Here is a 15648-nt window from a genome sequence, read left to right on the forward strand (position 1 = left end):
TGTCGAGGCGTGCCCGTTCATTTGAACTTGAAACGGCCGCAGTGAACGGCGAAGAGAGGCAGAGTTCGAGTTCCAGGATACGGCAGCTGTCGATGCACTTTTCCCGTCTGGCCCCCTTCGCCGCCCTTCTCTCGGCGCTGCTCGTCGCCGGCTGCAGCGGGGGACGTCCCGACGGGGGATCGCTGATCCCGATCGTCGAGGAAGCGCCTGGCACCGCCGAGCACGAGATCCTTGTCGCGACGACCCGGGAGCGCACGCCGGAGTCGCCAGAGATGTTCACCGGCGAGCGGGTCACCGGCATCGATTTCGCCCGGGTGAAAGTGTCCATACCGCCGATCCACAAGGCCGGCGACGTGGAGTGGCCGCGGGCCGCGCCCGGCGACCCGACGCGCGATTTCGTGACACGGGAACGCGACTACATCGACGGCGAAGCGAAGTTCCGGCAGAGGCTGAAAGCGGCCGTGGCGACCAAGGCGCCGGCCGACCGGACGGTCCTCGTCTTCGTGCACGGCTACAACACGGCCTTCGACGAGGGCGTCTACCGGGTGGCGCAGATCGCCCACGATACCGGCTTCACCGGCGTGCCCGTGCTGTTCACCTGGGCTTCGCGCGGTTCGCTGTTCGACTACGTCTACGACCGCGACAGCGCCACCGTGGCCCGCGACGCGCTGGAGATGACGCTGCGGATCGCCTCGGAGAGCGGGGCGAACAAGATCGTGCTGTTCGCCCATTCGATGGGAAACTGGGTGGCGGTGGAGGCGCTGCGGCAGGCCAAGCTCACCGGCAACCCGGACTTCAAGGGCAAGCTCACCGAGGTGGTGCTCGCCTCGCCGGACATCGACGTGGACGTCTTCAAGGCGCAGATGGAGCGCTACGGCAAGCCCAAGGAGCCGTTCTTCATGCTGATCTCGGCGGACGATCGGGCGCTGCAGCTGTCGCAGTTCCTGGCCGGCGACAAGCCGCGACTCGGCGGCTACACCGAGGACGCCGGGGAGATCGCCAGCCTCGGCGTGGTGGTGGTCGACCTGTCCAACGTCACGGCCAACGACGGGCTGAACCACGCCAAGTTCAACGCGGTCGCGCCGGACTTCCTGCAGCGCCTTCGCGATCGGCTGGCCGCCGGCGACGAACTGGACTTCGACCAGACGACCGTGTCGGAGAAGATCGGCACGCTCGGCCGGTCCCTGGGGTCCGCCGTCGGGACCACAGCGGGCGTGATCATCACCACGCCGGCGCTGGTAATCACCACGCCGGTCGAGGCGATCATCCGGCGGTAAGCGTCAGGCTCAGTAGCCGTCCTTGAGCGCGCGGTGCTTGGCGATCGCGTCGAGCGCCTTGAGGTCGGCCAGGAAGCCCGGGATCCAGGTCAGCGGCAGCATGTTCGGGCCGTCGGACGGCGCGTTGTCCGGGTCGTCGTGGGCCTCGGCGAACACCGCCGCGCAGCCGACGGCGATCGCCGCGCGGGCGAGCGTCGGGGCGAAGACGCGCTTGCCGCCGGACGACGTGCCGCGGCCGCCGGGCTCCTGGACGGAGTGGGTGGCGTCGAAAACCACTGGGTAGCCCGTCTCCTCCATGATCGGCAGACCGCGGAAGTCGGTGACGAGCATGCCGTAGCCGAAGGAGGTGCCGCGGTCGCAGAGCAGAATTCGCCGGTTTCCGGTGGAAGCGATCTTGTCGGCCACGTTGGCCATGTCCCACGGCGCCAGGAACTGACCCTTCTTGACATTGACGCAGGCCCCCGTCTCGCCGGCTGCGATCAGAAGGTCGGTCTGGCGGCTGAGGAAGGCGGGAATCTGGATGATGTCGACCACGGCGCCAGCCCGGCGCGCCTGCTCGGCGTCATGGATGTCGGTGAGCACCGGGCAGCCGAAGGCTTCGCGGACGGCGGCGAGGATCTCCAGGCCGCGGTCGATGCCGATGCCGCGCTCGCCCTTCAACGAGGTGCGGTTGGCCTTGTCGTAGCTGGACTTGTAGACGAAGGGGACGCCGGCCCGGGCCGTCTCCTCGGCCAGAAACTCCGCGATGCGGAAGGCGTGGTCGCGACTTTCGATCTGGCAGGGGCCGGAGATCAGCACGAAGGGCAGGTCGTTTCCGAAGGTGACCGAACCGACGGTGACGGTGTTCTGAGCAGCCTCGACGGCCATGGTGTGCGGTCCTCTCCAGCCGGTAGGTGCTCAGGCGACGCCGGCGCGCAGGAAATCGAGCACGTGGACGATACCGAGGGGGCGGCCGTCCTCAACGACGAAGAGCACGCCGATCTTGCGGGTCTGCATGAAGTCGAGCGCTTCGCTTGCCATCACCGTAGGCGCGACGGTCTTCGGGGCGCGGGTCATGACGGCATCGACGGTCTTGGCGGTAAGGTCGGGCGACATGTGGCGACGCAGGTCGCCGTCGGAGATGACGCCGACGAGGCGGCCGTCCGGCGCGGTGATGCCGACCACGCCGAAGCCGCGCGCGGTCATCACCATCAGCGCCTCGGACATCGGCCGGCCCTCAGGCAGCAGCGGCAGGTGTTCGGCGCCGTGCATCAGGTCGCGAACCAGCGTGAGCTGCGCGCCAAGCTTGCCGCCGGGGTGGAAGACCCGGAAATCGGTGGGCGAAAAGCCTTTTTCCTCCAGGAGCGCGACGGCGAGCGCATCGCCGACCATCAGCTGGAGCAGGGTCGAGGTGGTCGGCGCGAGCCCGTTCGGACAGGCTTCCTGGACTTTCGGAAGCAGCAGCGTGACGCTGGCGGCCTTGTCCAGGGTCGATCCGGCGCCCGAGGTGAGCGCGACGAGCGGTACGTCGAAACGCTTGGAGTAGGTGACGATGTCGGCGAGCTCGGCGGTCTCGCCCGACCAGGAGAGGGCGAGGATGACGTCGTCCTCGCCGATCATGCCGAGGTCGCCGTGGCTGGCTTCGGCGCCGTGCACGAAGTAGGCGGGCGTGCCGGTGGAGGCAAAGGTGGCGGCGAGCTTTCGGCCGATGTGGCCGCTCTTGCCGACGCCGACCACGATCAGCCGCCCCTTGGCGCCGAGGATCAGCTGGGCCGCTTCGGCCAGCGCCGCGCCGAGCGGACCCGCGCCGATCGCCGTGCGGACCGCATCGATGGCGGTGCCGGTGATGTCGAGGGTGCGCAGGGCGGAGGCGATGATCTTGTCGGGCATCGGGGCCTGGACTTGCGGTTGACGTTGGATCGCCTGGGGCATGACGGACTCCGGACCGGGCGCTCCAGTCAGTATCAGGGACGGGTGTTGCGCTTGCGCAAGGCGTCTTCCCAGGCGAAGGCGTGGGCGACGATGGTGTCGAGATCGTCGTAGCGCGGCTTCCAGCCGAGCGTTTCGCGGATCCTGGTGGAATCGGCGATCAGCGCCGAGGGATCGCCCGCCCGACGGGGCGCCATCCGCACCTCGAAGTCGACGCCGGACGCCCGCTTCACCGCCTCCGCGACCTCCAGAACGGAGAAGCCGTCGCCGTAGCCGCAGTTGCAGGTGAGGTTCTCGCCACCGTCCATCAGGTGCTTGAGGGCGAGGACGTGGGCCTCGATGAGATCGCTGACGTGGATGTAGTCGCGCAGGCAGGTTCCGTCGCGGGTCGGGTAGTCGGTGCCGAAGACGCTGAGATAGGGCCGGTCGCCGAGGGCGGCCTGGCTCGCCACCTTGATGAGGTGGGTGGCGTTGGGCGTCGATTGGCCGGTGCGGCCCTTCGGATCGGCGCCGGCGACATTGAAGTAGCGCAGCACCGCGTAGCGCAGGCCGTGGGCGGCCGCCGTGTCGCGCAGCATGATCTCCGTCATCAGCTTCGACCAGCCGTAGGGCGACACCGGCGAGGGCGGCACCGTCTCGTCGATCAGCGGGCGGATCGGCTCGCCGTAGACGGCGGCGGTGGAGGAGAACAGGAAGGACCCTACCCCGCCGGCGACCGCGGCGGCGATCAGCGCGCGCGATTTCACGGTGTTGTTGAGGTAGTACTTGAGCGGGTTTTCCACCGATTCCGGCACCACGATCGAGCCGGCGAAGTGGGCGATGGCGGTGACGGCATGCTCACCGATCAGCCGGCCGACCAGCGCCTCGTCACCGATGTCGCCGAGCACCAGCGTGGCCTGGTGCGGCAGCACCGCCTCGAACCCCGTGGAGAGATCGTCCAGGACGACGACCGTTTCGCCGCGGTCCACCAGCGCGTGAACCATGTGGCTGCCGATGTAGCCGGCGCCGCCGGTGACCAGAATCGCCATCTGTGGAACCGTCTCCGCTGGTGATGTCCGGACAGGCTCATAAACCCTGCACCGAAGCGAGGCAACGGCCGTTTCGGCGGACGAGGCGGACTGCCGACCGCCAGCGGACGGGCGGCACCGGCCCGGCCCGTCGCGCCGGCGCGGCGCAGCCGTCCGAATCCGATTCCCCGGACCCTTCGGCAGCTCCAGGTTGAAACGGTTAACCGGCTGTTAATCGTAATCTTTATAGTCTTGTTAACCAGGAATCGATCGAAGACCTTTGAAGGCGATTCGACGCCGACGCACGCAAGAGGCGTGGAAGTGCAGGAGTTGGTATGAGTGGGCCGTCCGAACATCGCACGCCTGAAGGTCCGGGCCGGGTCCACCTGGTGGACCGTCACGGGCCGCAGAAGCGCCGGCCGATCGCGGTGCTCTGCGTGGAGGATGACGCCGACGACGCCCACCTGATGGGCCGCCACCTCGCCGCGCTCGGCGGTTTCGCTGCGGAGGTCGCCTACGCGCCGTCGCTTTCCGTCGCCCGGGCCATGCTGGACCGGCACCGCTTCGACGTGGTGATCTGCGATTTCTGGCTCGGCGATTCCACCTCGATCCCGCTGATCGACCAGATCCGGCTGGAGGCGCGGGCCTGCCCGGTCGTCCTGGTGTCGTCGCTGGAGAACGACGACATCGAGCTGATCGGCCGCCGCGCCGGGGCCGCCGGGTTCGTCGCCAAGGCCGACCTGTCCGCCCATGCGCTGGAACGCGTGTTCGTCACGCTGCTGGCGGGAGACGACGCCCGTCCGGCCGCCGTTCCCGGCGCCGGTGTCGGCCCGTGGCTGAGGGCGCTGCTACGCAGCCTGGACCGGGTGCATGCCGCCTCGACCCTGGCGCTCGCCAGCGGCACCGACGATGCTGCCGCCGCGGCGCGCGGCTTTCTTTCCGACATCGTCGCGAATTCGTCGGAGATCCGCAGCGACGTGATCGACAAGCTCGCCGGCCTGGAACGCGCCACCCGGCGGACCGGACAGCCCGTCCGTTTCGACGTAGTGCCCTTTCTGGCCGACGCGGAGCGGCTCCTTAGGGACCGGGCGGCCGACGAGAGCGCGGTGTCCTTCCTGGTGCCGGCGATGCCGCTGCTGGTGGAGAGCAGCCCGAGCCTGTTCGGCGACCTGATGCAGGGCTTCTTCGCCCAGGCGCTGGACGCTGTCGCCCGCGGCGACGCGGTGACGGTTGCCCCTTCGATCGAGGACGGCTGCTTCCGCCTCGACCTTTCGGTTCGCGACGGCGGCCGGACCGGCCAGGCCGCCGACGAGCGCGTGGCCGCCGCCGCCGACACCCGGCGCTTCCTTGTCGAAACGCTCGCCAAGGCCACCGGCGGCAGCTTCACCGACGGCGTGGTCGACGGCGGGCGGGTGGCGCACCTCAGCGTGCCGCTCCGCGCCGCCCTGCTCTGACCGGCCTACTTGAGGCCGATCAGCGACAAACTGGACTTCAGGATCCGCGGGTCGGTCTCGCCGATCGTCTCGGCGGACTTGCCGGCGTAGTCCACCTGCGCCAGCAAATGGCGGATGGCGTTCAGCCGGGCGCGCTTCTTGTCGTTGGCCAGGATGATCGTCCAGGGCGCATGCTTGGTGTGGCTGGCCTTCAGCATGCGATCACGGGCGACCGTGTACTCGTCCCACATGCCGAGCGCCTTGATGTCGATCGGCGACAGCTTCCAGATCTTGAGCGGATCGTGCCGACGGTCGTGGAAGCGCTTCAGCTGCATCTCACGGCCGATGTCGAGCCAGAATTTCACCAGGACGATGCCGTCGTTGACGAGCATCTTCTCGAAGCGAGGCACCTCCTCCAGGAAGGCGTCGCTCTCGGCCTCGGTGCAGAAGCCCATCACCCGCTCGACGACGCCGCGGTTGTACCAGGAGCGGTCGAACAGGACGATCTCGCCCTTGGTCGGCAGCTGCTCTGAGTAACGCTGGAAGTACCACTGGCCGCGTTCCACTTCGTTGGGCTTGGGCAGCGCGACCGCGCGGGCGGAGCGGGGGTTCATGTAGGCGCGGAAGGTGGCGACGGTACCGCCCTTGCCCGCCGCGTCGCGGCCTTCGAACAAAGCGACGATGCGCGCGCCGGTGTCTCCCACCCACTTCTGCAGCTTGACCAGTTCGATCTGGAGCAGGCGCAACTGCTCGTCGTAGACCTTCGACTTGGTGCTTTCGGCGTAGGGGTAGCCGCCGGAGGAAAGCGCCCGCGCCTCGACGAGGGGCGGCAGCTCCGGTTCATCGAGATCGAAGTCGATCGTGCCGACGCGGATGGCAGGCGCCTGTGGCGCTTGGGCGTCGAGCACGACCTTGCCTTCCCGTTCGGCGAGCAGGTCCGCAGCGGACGGGGCCGTCCCCTTGTCGGCGCCCTTGGCTTCGGTCGATGCGCCGCCTTCCGCATCCGTGTCCCTGCCCTTCTTGGATTTCTTGGCCATCGGCTATCCTTCTTGGCGTAACGATAACGTCGCTGCGCGATGCTACAGATCGCACTATCGTCTGGCGAGACGGGGCGTGGGGTTTCGAGCCCGCCTTTTGAACTGGAACGGGGCGGAATGGCGGACGAAACGGACAGGTCGGATCGCGAGCAGGCCGGTCGCCCCGCCGCCGGCGGAATGACGCCGGCCCGGGTGCTGCTCGTGCTGGCGGGCCTGATGCTCGCCGCCGGCCATCTGGTCTATCAGGTGCCGCTTGCCGCCGTCATCGGGGGCTTCGGTGTGCTGGTGCTGGCCGTGTTCCTGTCAGGCCGCCCGGATACGGTGGAACGCGTCACCTCGCAGCCGGCGCCCGCCGGCCGCGCGATCTGGCCCGACACCTCCATGAAGGTGCTGCTCGACGCGGTGGACGAGCCCTGCTTCCTGGCGGACGGCGCGGGCGTCCTGCGCTATCAGAACGCTGCCGCCATCGCGCGGTTCGGGACGGCGCGGCCCGGCGATCCGCTGTCCCTGAAGCTGCGCATCCCGGAACTCCTGTCGGCGGTCGACAGCGTTGGGCGAGGCGGCGAGGCGCAGCATGTGCCGATCGGCGAGCGCCTCCCGACCGAGCGGACCTACCGGGCGAGCGTGACCGGGCTGCGCCTGCCGCGGCGGGACGGCTCGCTGCGCGGCAAGCCGGACTTCGTGCTGGTCCGGCTGCACGACGAGACGGAACTCCTGCGGATGGACCGCATGCGCGGCGACTTCATCGCAAACGCGAGCCACGAGCTGCGCACGCCGCTCGCCTCGCTCACCGGCTTCATCGAGACGCTGCTGGGCCCGGCGAAGGACGACGCGGTCAACCGCGAACGCTTCCTGTCCATCATGCTGGAGCAGGCCGGCCGGATGGCGCGGCTGATCGACGACCTGCTGTCGCTGAGCCGGATCGAACTCAAGGCGCACGTGCGGCCGGAAACGCGGGTCGACCTCGGCGCGATCGCCGCGCAAGCCATGGAACTGCTGGCGCCCCAGGCCCGGGCGGCAGGTGCGACGCTAGGGCTCGAGGTGGCGGAGGGTCCGACCACGATCCGCGGCGACCGGGACGAACTGATCCAGGTGGCGGTGAACCTGATCGAGAACGCCATCAAGTACGGCCGGGAGAACGGACGGGTGGATATCACGGTCCGGCCGGAGACGTCGGCGGATGGAACGGTGGGGGTGGGCCTCTCGGTCAGGGACGACGGGCCGGGCATACCACCGGAGCACCTGCCGCGACTCACCGAGCGGTTCTACCGGGTCGATGCCGCGCGAAGCCGGCAGCAGAAGGGCACCGGCCTGGGGCTGGCGATCGTCAAGCATATCGTCGCCCGTCATCGCGGCCGGCTCGCGATCCGCTCGAACCCTTCGGAGGGGAGCGTCTTCAGCGTCTGGTTCGAGGCCGCGCTGCCCGGCTGAGCGTGCCGACCAGCAAAAAGCTAATATCATCAATAGCTTGCCCTGTCATAAAAGCTTCGCTGCGATGTCATAGAAGCTACGTGACCGGCCGCTAGGGTCGCGACGGCGTCGAGGGGCGGGTCCGACATCGGGCTCCGAACCGGCGTAAACAAAGACATCTGGGAGTCGTCCCCGTGAAACTTATTCATTCCGTCAGTGCCATCGCGCTCGCCGCGGTCACCGTTTCGATCGCCACCGGCGCCGAGGCCCGCGACCAGATCCGCATCGTCGGGTCGTCCACCGTCTTCCCGTACACGCAGGCCGTCGCCGAGCAGTTTGCCGCGGCGACCGGATCGGCGGCCCCGGTGGTCGAGTCCACCGGCACGGGCGGCGGCTTCAAGGCCTTCTGCGGTGGCGTTGGCGTCGATCACGCCGACATCACCGGCGCTTCCCGCGCCATCAAGGACAGCGAAGTGAAGTCCTGCGCCGAAGCCGGCGTGACGTCGATCACCGAAGTGCTGCTCGGCTACGACGGCCTTTCGGTCGCCCATGCCCGCTCCGGCAAGGAACTGTCGCTGACCAAGGCGCAGCTCTTCCAGGCGCTTGCCGCCAAGGTGGAAGTTGACGGCCAGGTCGTCGACAACCCGTACAAGAAGTGGTCTGAGATCGACGCGTCGCTGCCCGACTCCGCGATTACCGTGTTCGGCCCGCCCCCGACCTCCGGCACCCGCGACGCCTTCGTCGAGCTCGTCATGCACCCGGGCTGCGACGCCTTCCCGGCGATCAAGGCGCTGGAAGGCGACGCCAAGAAGGAAGTCTGCGAGCGCATGCGGCAGGACGGTCCCTTCGTCGAAGCCGGCGAGAACGACAACCTGATCGTGCAGCGCTTGGAAGCCGATCCGACCTCGCTCGGCATCTTCGGCTACTCGTTCCTCTACGAAAACCAGGACAAGCTGATCGGCACCCCGGTCGACGGCGTCGCGCCGTCCACCGAGACCATCGCCGACGGCTCCTACGCCGTTTCGCGTCCGCTCTACATCTACGTGAAGAACGCTCATCGCGGCGTCATCCCGGGGATGGACGACTTCCTCAAGGAGTACACCTCCGAGGCGGCCTTCGGCGAAGGCGGGTACCTGGCCGAGCGCGGCCTGATCCCGCTGTCTCCGGAGAAGCGCGAAGAAGTCCGCAAGGCGACCCTCGAGGGTACGCCGATGGCAGCGTCCCAGTAATCTGAACCGCATTCCTCCCGGGCCGAGTGGCAAACCGCCTCTCGGCCCGGATACCGGACCGGCGGCCGCTCCATCCTGCGGGTGCCGGTCCGATTCACGATACTGCCGAAAATGGGGGCGATCTTGGTCGGTTATGCGCTTCTGCTCGTGGCGGCTCTCTCGGCTATCGCCTACGTTCTCGGTCGAACCACCGGTGCACGGCTGAAGCCGGCGGCCGGTGAGAAGATCCATTCGCTGCCGGGCTACCATGGCGCCTTCGTCGCCGTCTGGGTCGGCATACCCGCGCTGATCCTGGTGATCCTCTGGGCCGGCCTCCAAGGGCCTGTGATCGACCGGATGATCACCGCCAGCCTGCCCGCCGAGCTCTCTTCCGGCAAGTCCGGCGCGGAAGTCGCGCTGCTGGTCTCGGAAGTGAAGAACGTCGCGGCCGGCCGCATGTTCTCGGAGCCGAACCCGGCCATCGTTGCCGCGGCCGAGCGTCTCAATGCCTGGGAGAGCATCGCCGGCTGGGCGCTTCTGGTCATCGTCGTGGCGATCGCGCTCGGTTCGATCTCGATCACGCGCTCCAAGCTGTCACCCAGGTTCCGCGCCCGCAACGACGTGGAGAAGACCATCTCCGGGCTGATGATCGCCTGCTCGGTGGTGGCGATCCTGACCACGCTCGGAATCGTGGTTTCGCTGGTCTATGAGGCGTCGGCCTTCTTCGCGATGGTGCCGTTCCACGAGTTCCTGTTCGGGCTCAAGTGGGAGCCGCAGATCGCTCTGCGCGCCGACCAGGTGGCCGGCCAAGGTGCGTTCGGCGCCGTGCCGGTGTTCGTCGGCACCCTGCTGATCTCCGCCATCGCCCTTGTCGTGTCGGTTCCGGTCGGCGTGTTCACCGCCATGTACCTCGTCGAATACGCCGACGAGCGCGTGCGTGCGGTGGTCAAACCGATCCTGGAGATCCTGGCCGGCATCCCGACGGTGGTTTTCGGCTTCTTCGCGATCCTGGTGGTCGCCCCGGCGGTGCGAGAGTTCTCCATGACGCTGGGCCTCGCGGCCTCTCCGAACAGCGCCCTCGCGGCGGGTCTCGTGATGGGCATCATGATCATCCCGTTCGTTTCTTCGCTGTCCGACGACGCACTCAAGGCGGTGCCGCGCTCGATGCGGGACGGCTCGCTGGCGCTCGGCGCTACGCCGGCCGAAACGGTCGTCAAGGTTCTCTTGCCGGCGGCCCTTCCCGGCATCATGGGCGGCATCCTGCTCGCCGCCAGCCGCGCCATCGGCGAGACGATGATCGTGGCGATGGCCGCCGGCCTGATCGCGACCATGACCATCAATCCGCTGGACAGCGTCACCACGGTGACCGTCCAGATCGTCACGCTGCTCACCGGCGACAGCGAGTTCGACAGCCCGAAGACGCTCGCCGCCTTCGCGCTCGGGCTCGTGCTCTTCGTGGTCACGCTCACGCTCAACATCATCGCGCTGCGCATCGTTCGCCACTTCCGCGAACAATACGAGTGACGGATCGGCACCCGGGGTCTTCCATGACGGACATCCAGATCACAAGCCCGGTCGACTGGGCGTCGGAAAGCGCCAACGCACGGCGGAAGAAGCGGCACGCCGCCGACAGGCGGCTGCAGTTCTACGGCATCGCGGCGATCTCGCTGGCGATCGGCCTGCTTCTCCTGCTGTTCGCGTCGCTGATCGTCAGCGGCTACACCGCCTTCGTCCAGACGCATGTGCGGATGGAGTTTCCGATCAGCGAAAAATACGTCAAGGCGGATGCGCCGGCGGATGGAAACTACCGCGCCGTCGTCAAGGACGCGCTCGCCGCGCTCTACCCGGACGTCACAAGTCCGGCCGACCAGCGGCTGCTCGGGCAGATCCTGACCAACAACACGCAGTTCTTTGTCCGCGATGCCGTCGTTGCCGATCCCACGCTGATCGGACGTACGCTGACCCTCGACATCCCGGCCTCCGATCCCTTCGACCAGCTCGCCAAGGGCGTCATCGATCGTACGCTGCCGGAAGACCAGCGGCGCGTGACCGACAAGCAGATCGCCTGGTTCGACGTGCTGGAGGAGCAGGGCCGGATCTCCACGCCGTTCAACACCGGGCTGCTCACCAACTCCAACAGCCGCTTCCCCGAGCTCGCGGGCCTCTCCGGCGCGATCGTCGGGTCGGCGCTGACGCTGCTGGTCACCTTCGTGCTCAGCTTCCCGATCGGGATCGCGGCGGCGATCTATCTGGAAGAATTCGCGCCGAAGAACCGCTGGACCGACCTGATCGAGGTCAACATCAACAACCTCGCGGCGGTGCCCTCCATCGTGTTCGGCCTGCTCGGCCTTGCGGTGTTCCTCAACGTGATGGGCCTGCCGCGATCGGCGCCGCTGGTCGGCGGCATGGTGCTCGCCCTGATGACGCTGCCGACGATGATCATCGTGACGCGCGCAGCGTTGCGGGCGGTGCCGCCGTCGATCCGCGAGGCGGGGCTCGGCATGGGTGCCTCCAAGCACCAGGTGATCATGCACCATGTGTTGCCGCTGGCGATGCCCGGCATCCTGACGGGAACGATCATCGGCATGGCCCACGCTCTCGGCGAGACAGCGCCGCTGCTCCTGATCGGCATGAACGCCTTCATCACCAGCGATCCAGGCGGCATCACCGACGCGGCCACCGCACTGCCGACGCAGATCTTCATCTGGGCCGACAGCCCCGAGCGCGGCTTCGTCGCCCGTACGGCCGCCGGCATCCTCGTCCTCCTCGGCTTCCTGGTGATCATGAACGGCATCGCCGTCTATCTGCGCCAGCGCCTGGAACGGACCTGGTGATCCGCCCCCTCGCCACCTTCATCCGTACGAGGTCAGCATGACCGTTGCAGCCGACATCAAGACCGACACGTCCGCCTTCGCCACCATCCGGACACCCGATCTCCAGCCGCGGCCGGTCAAGGTCAAGGCGACTGGCGTCAAGGTCTTCTACGGCGCCAAGCAGGCGCTGCACGGCGTGACCATCGACATCCCCGACCGCACGGTGACGGCGTTCATCGGGCCGTCCGGCTGCGGCAAGTCGACGTTCCTGCGCTGCTTCAACCGGATGAACGACACCATCGTCGGTGCCCGGGTGGAAGGCGAGATCCTGCTCGACAACCGCAACATCTATGCGCCCGACCTTGACGTGGTCGAGCTCCGCGCCCGGGTGGGCATGGTGTTCCAGAAGCCCAATCCGTTTCCGAAGTCGATCTTCGAGAACGTCGCCTACGGCCCGCGCATCCACGGCCTCGCCCGCACCAAGGCCGAGCTGGAGGAGGTGGTGGTGACCTCGCTGCAGAAGGCGTCGCTGTTCAACGAGGTGAAGGACCGGCTGCAGGAACCCGGCACCGGGCTTTCCGGCGGCCAGCAGCAGCGCCTCTGCATCGCCCGCGCCATCGCCGTCTCGCCGGATGTGATCCTGATGGACGAGCCGTGCTCGGCCCTCGATCCGATCGCCACGGCCAAGGTCGAGGAGCTGATCGACGAGCTCCGGGCCAACTATACGATCGTGATCGTCACCCATTCCATGCAGCAGGCCGCCCGCGTGTCGCAGCGGACGGCCTTCTTCCACCTCGGCCATCTGGTCGAAGAGGGCCCGACGAACATGATCTTCACCAAGCCGATCGAGCAACGGACGCAGGACTACATCACCGGCCGCTTCGGCTGACGTGAGGACGGCAGACCCGGAGAGACCCATGGAACATACCGTCACCGCCTACGAGCAGGAACTGCGCGGCCTCGCCGGCCGGATCGCCGAGATGGGCGGGCTCGCCGAGCATCTGGTGGCCGACGCCATAGTGGCGCTGACGCGGCTCGACGCCTCGCTCGCCCAGCGGATCATCGCCGACGACCTCCGACTCGACGCCCTGCAGCGCGAGACGGAGGAGCGGGCCATCCTGATCATCGCCCGCCGCCAGCCGATGGCGTCGGACCTGCGCGAGATCGTCGCCGCGCTGCGCATCTCCAACGACCTGGAGCGGGTGGGCGACCTTGCCAAGAACATCGCCAAGCGGGTGACCGCGATCAACAATGCCGTCATCCAGAAGCGGCTCCTCGTTGGAGTCGAGCATCTGGCGGAGATCGCGCTGCAGCAGCTGAAGGACGTGCTGGACGCCTACACGAACCGGGACGACAACGCGGCCCGGGTGGTGCGGACCAGGGACGAGGAGATCGACGCGCTCTACACGTCGCTGTTCCGCGAACTCCTCACCTACATGATGGAGGATCCGCGGACGATCTCGCAGTGCGCCCACCTGCTGTTCTGCGCCAAGAACATCGAGCGCATCGGCGACCACGCCACCAACATCGCCGAGACGGTCCACTACTCGGTCACGGGCACAGCCTTCGAGGACGAGCGCCCCAAGTCCGACAACAGCAGCCTGGAAAGCGTCGAAAGCGAGACCTGACCGGTCGCGAGGTGGTCATCAAGCCGCACCCGCGCCGTACTTCCCTGGAGATGGTCGGCAAATGCCCAAGGTGATGATCGTGGAGGACGAGGAGCCGGTCAGCCTGCTCCTTCGCTACAACCTGGAAGCGGAAGGTTTCGAGGTGGAGCAGGTGTTTCGCGGAGACGACGCGGAACTCCGGCTGCGTGAGATCACGCCGGACCTTCTGCTGCTGGACTGGATGCTGCCGGGCCTGTCAGGGATCGAGCTTTGCCGGCGCCTGCGCAGCCGGGCGGAGACCGAGCGGATGCCGATCATCATGCTCACGGCGCGTGGCGAGGAATCGGAGCGCGTGCGCGGGCTGGCGACGGGCGCCGACGACTACGTGGTGAAGCCGTTCTCGGTTCCCGAGCTGATCGCCCGGATCAAGGCGATCCTGCGCCGGGCCAAGCCGGAGGCGGTGTCGACGCTGCTGACCGCCGGGGACATCGAACTGGACCGCGAAACGCACCGGGTTCGCCGGACGGGACGCGAGGTGCATCTCGGACCGACGGAATTCCGTCTGCTGGAATACCTCATGCAGTCGCCCGGACGGGTGTTTTCGCGCGAGCAGCTGCTCGACGGCGTCTGGGGCCGGGACGTCTACGTGGACGAGCGCACGGTCGACGTCCATGTCGGACGGCTTCGCAAGTCGATCAACCGCGGCAACTCGAAGGACCCGATCCGCACCGTCCGCGGCGCCGGCTATTCCTTCGACGACCAGTTCGCTCGCAGCTGAGGCGTGCAAAGCGGCAGTCCTTTCCCGCCTCATTGATTCCGCTCAAGGACGACGGCGGCGGCCCGGTGCAGTGTTCCCGCGCACTGCAATTCAACGGGAGACCGCATCATGTCCGGAACCATGAAAGCCGCCGTCGTCCGCGCCTTCGGGCAGCCTCTCACGATCGAGGAGGTGGCGATCCCCGAGCCGGGCTATGGCGAAGTGCTGGTCAAAGTGGTGGCGAGCGGGGTCTGCCACACCGACCTGCATGCCGCCGACGGCGACTGGCCGGTCAAGCCGAAGCTGCCCTTCATCCCTGGCCACGAGGGCGTCGGCTATGTCGCGGCGGTTGGTCCGGGCGTCAAGCACCTGAAGGAAGGCGATCCGGTGGGCGTGCCCTGGCTGCACGACGCCTGCGGATGCTGCGAGCACTGCACCACCGGCTGGGAGACGCTCTGCGAGGGCCAGCACAACACGGGCTACGGCGTCGATGGCGGCTATGCCGAGTACGTGCTCGCCGCGGCGGACTATGTGGGCCGGCTGCCGGACAATCCGGACTTCGTCGCCATGGCGCCGATCCTCTGCGCGGGGGTGACCACCTACAAGGGCCTGAAGGAGACCGAGGCGAGGCCGGGCGAATGGGTCGTCATCTCCGGGATCGGCGGTCTGGGGCACGTGGCCGTGCAGTATGCGAAGGCCATGGGCCTACACGTCGCGGCCGTCGACGTCGCCGACGACAAGCTGGACCTCGCCCGGCGGCTCGGCGCGGACGTCACCATCAACGCCAAGACAGAAGATGTCGGCAAGGCGATCGACAAGGCCACCCACGGCGGCGCGCATGGCGTGCTGGTGACGGCAGTGTCGCGGGCGGCCTTCGCCGACGCGCTGAAGATGGTGCGGCGGCGCGGAACGATCAGTCTGGTCGGCCTGCCGCCCGGGGATTTCCCGACGCCGATCTTCGACGTGGTGCTGAAGCGCGTCACCATCCGCGGCTCGATCGTCGGTACCCGGCGCGACCTGGCGGAAGCGATCGAGTTCGCGGCCGAAGGCAAGGTGAAGGCGACGACCCATACCGAGCCGCTGGAGGCGATCAACGGCATCTTCGAGCGCCTGAAGAAGGGCGAGGTGGAAGGCCGGACGGTGCTGACGCTCTGATCGACGCACGCCCGGGCCGCCAGTGCGAAGCAGGGG

The 15648-nt window shown here is 67.9% G+C and carries 14 protein-coding genes; 10 read left to right on the top strand and 4 right to left on the bottom strand.

The features are described from left to right. Positions 1 to 92 precede the first annotated feature (92 nt). The gene (locus HZ321_RS17800; RefSeq protein ID WP_181703751.1) at positions 93 to 1277 is read left to right on the top strand and encodes an alpha/beta hydrolase; all 1185 of its coding nucleotides are present in this window, start codon (positions 93 to 95) and stop codon (positions 1275 to 1277) included. A 9-nt stretch (positions 1278 to 1286) separates the two neighbouring features. Here HZ321_RS17800 and kdsA read toward each other — a convergent pair whose 3' ends face one another. From kdsA to galE, 3 genes are all read right to left on the bottom strand, one after another. Then, positions 1287 to 2144 carry a 3-deoxy-8-phosphooctulonate synthase gene (gene kdsA, locus HZ321_RS17805; RefSeq protein ID WP_181703752.1) on the bottom strand — a complete coding sequence of 286 codons (858 nt, stop codon included), beginning with the start codon at positions 2142 to 2144 and terminating at the stop codon, positions 1287 to 1289. Between the two features lie 30 nt (positions 2145 to 2174). After that, the gene (locus HZ321_RS17810) at positions 2175 to 3146 is read right to left on the bottom strand and encodes a KpsF/GutQ family sugar-phosphate isomerase (RefSeq protein WP_244635975.1); all 972 of its coding nucleotides are present in this window, start codon (positions 3144 to 3146) and stop codon (positions 2175 to 2177) included. Positions 3147 to 3220: 74 nt separating this feature from the next. Continuing rightward, positions 3221 to 4213: a UDP-glucose 4-epimerase GalE gene (gene galE / locus HZ321_RS17815; RefSeq protein ID WP_181703754.1), complete on the bottom strand. Its 993-nt coding sequence runs from the start codon at positions 4211 to 4213 to the stop codon at positions 3221 to 3223. A gap of 314 nt (positions 4214 to 4527) precedes the next feature. On the opposite strand from galE, the gene HZ321_RS17820 reads away from it, so the two are divergent. After that, entirely contained in the window at positions 4528 to 5646 is a 1119-nt protein-coding gene (locus tag HZ321_RS17820) for a response regulator (protein ID WP_181703755.1), read from the top strand. A 5-nt stretch (positions 5647 to 5651) separates the two neighbouring features. Here HZ321_RS17820 and ppk2 read toward each other — a convergent pair whose 3' ends face one another. Next, positions 5652 to 6662, bottom strand: coding sequence for a polyphosphate kinase 2 (ppk2, locus tag HZ321_RS17825; RefSeq protein WP_181703756.1), 1011 nt, complete (start codon positions 6660 to 6662; stop codon positions 5652 to 5654). A 117-nt stretch (positions 6663 to 6779) separates the two neighbouring features. Here ppk2 and HZ321_RS17830 point away from each other — a divergent pair, with 117 nt between their 5' ends. The 8 genes from HZ321_RS17830 to adhP all read left to right on the top strand — a co-directional run bounded on the left by HZ321_RS17830 (position 6780) and on the right by adhP (position 15612). After that, entirely contained in the window at positions 6780 to 8093 is a 1314-nt protein-coding gene (locus HZ321_RS17830; RefSeq protein ID WP_181703757.1) for a sensor histidine kinase, read from the top strand. Positions 8094 to 8266: 173 nt separating this feature from the next. Then, the gene (locus HZ321_RS17835) at positions 8267 to 9301 is read left to right on the top strand and encodes a substrate-binding domain-containing protein (protein ID WP_342343873.1); all 1035 of its coding nucleotides are present in this window, start codon (positions 8267 to 8269) and stop codon (positions 9299 to 9301) included. Between the two features lie 111 nt (positions 9302 to 9412). Continuing rightward, complete coding sequence (gene pstC, locus HZ321_RS17840; protein WP_181703758.1) at positions 9413 to 10804, top strand: phosphate ABC transporter permease subunit PstC; 1392 nt, start codon at positions 9413 to 9415, stop codon at positions 10802 to 10804. 23 nt (positions 10805 to 10827) lie between these two features. Beyond that, complete coding sequence (pstA, locus tag HZ321_RS17845) at positions 10828 to 12114, top strand: phosphate ABC transporter permease PstA (RefSeq protein WP_181703759.1); 1287 nt, start codon at positions 10828 to 10830, stop codon at positions 12112 to 12114. Between the two features lie 37 nt (positions 12115 to 12151). Then, positions 12152 to 12982 carry a phosphate ABC transporter ATP-binding protein PstB gene (gene pstB / locus HZ321_RS17850; RefSeq protein ID WP_181703760.1) on the top strand — a complete coding sequence of 277 codons (831 nt, stop codon included), beginning with the start codon at positions 12152 to 12154 and terminating at the stop codon, positions 12980 to 12982. Positions 12983 to 13010: 28 nt separating this feature from the next. After that, positions 13011 to 13721 carry a phosphate signaling complex protein PhoU gene (gene phoU / locus HZ321_RS17855; RefSeq protein ID WP_181703761.1) on the top strand — a complete coding sequence of 237 codons (711 nt, stop codon included), beginning with the start codon at positions 13011 to 13013 and terminating at the stop codon, positions 13719 to 13721. 61 nt (positions 13722 to 13782) lie between these two features. Next, positions 13783 to 14478: a phosphate regulon transcriptional regulator PhoB gene (phoB, locus tag HZ321_RS17860; RefSeq protein ID WP_181703762.1), complete on the top strand. Its 696-nt coding sequence runs from the start codon at positions 13783 to 13785 to the stop codon at positions 14476 to 14478. A 108-nt stretch (positions 14479 to 14586) separates the two neighbouring features. Next, complete coding sequence (adhP, locus tag HZ321_RS17865; RefSeq protein ID WP_181703763.1) at positions 14587 to 15612, top strand: alcohol dehydrogenase AdhP; 1026 nt, start codon at positions 14587 to 14589, stop codon at positions 15610 to 15612. The last annotated feature ends 36 nt before the right edge of the window (positions 15613 to 15648 follow it).

The organism is Chthonobacter albigriseus, assembly GCF_013839445.1.
Lineage (GTDB): Bacteria > Pseudomonadota > Alphaproteobacteria > Rhizobiales > Pleomorphomonadaceae > Chthonobacter > Chthonobacter albigriseus.

Bases quoted from the DNA above. Each gene is read 5' to 3' on its own strand.
- HZ321_RS17800 (WP_181703751.1), top strand. From the start codon at position 93: ATGCACTTTTCCCGTCTGGCCCCCTTCGCCGCCCTTCTCTCGGCGCTG.
- kdsA (WP_181703752.1), bottom strand. From the start codon at position 2,144: ATGGCCGTCGAGGCTGCTCAGAACACCGTCACCGTCGGTTCGGTCACC.
- HZ321_RS17810 (WP_244635975.1), bottom strand. From the start codon at position 3,146: ATGCCCGACAAGATCATCGCCTCCGCCCTGCGCACCCTCGACATCACC.
- galE (WP_181703754.1), bottom strand. From the start codon at position 4,213: ATGGCGATTCTGGTCACCGGCGGCGCCGGCTACATCGGCAGCCACATG.
- HZ321_RS17820 (WP_181703755.1), top strand. From the start codon at position 4,528: ATGAGTGGGCCGTCCGAACATCGCACGCCTGAAGGTCCGGGCCGGGTC.
- ppk2 (WP_181703756.1), bottom strand. From the start codon at position 6,662: ATGGCCAAGAAATCCAAGAAGGGCAGGGACACGGATGCGGAAGGCGGC.
- HZ321_RS17830 (WP_181703757.1), top strand. From the start codon at position 6,780: ATGGCGGACGAAACGGACAGGTCGGATCGCGAGCAGGCCGGTCGCCCC.
- pstC (WP_181703758.1), top strand. From the start codon at position 9,413: ATGGGGGCGATCTTGGTCGGTTATGCGCTTCTGCTCGTGGCGGCTCTC.
- pstA (WP_181703759.1), top strand. From the start codon at position 10,828: ATGACGGACATCCAGATCACAAGCCCGGTCGACTGGGCGTCGGAAAGC.
- pstB (WP_181703760.1), top strand. From the start codon at position 12,152: ATGACCGTTGCAGCCGACATCAAGACCGACACGTCCGCCTTCGCCACC.
- phoU (WP_181703761.1), top strand. From the start codon at position 13,011: ATGGAACATACCGTCACCGCCTACGAGCAGGAACTGCGCGGCCTCGCC.
- phoB (WP_181703762.1), top strand. From the start codon at position 13,783: ATGCCCAAGGTGATGATCGTGGAGGACGAGGAGCCGGTCAGCCTGCTC.
- adhP (WP_181703763.1), top strand. From the start codon at position 14,587: ATGTCCGGAACCATGAAAGCCGCCGTCGTCCGCGCCTTCGGGCAGCCT.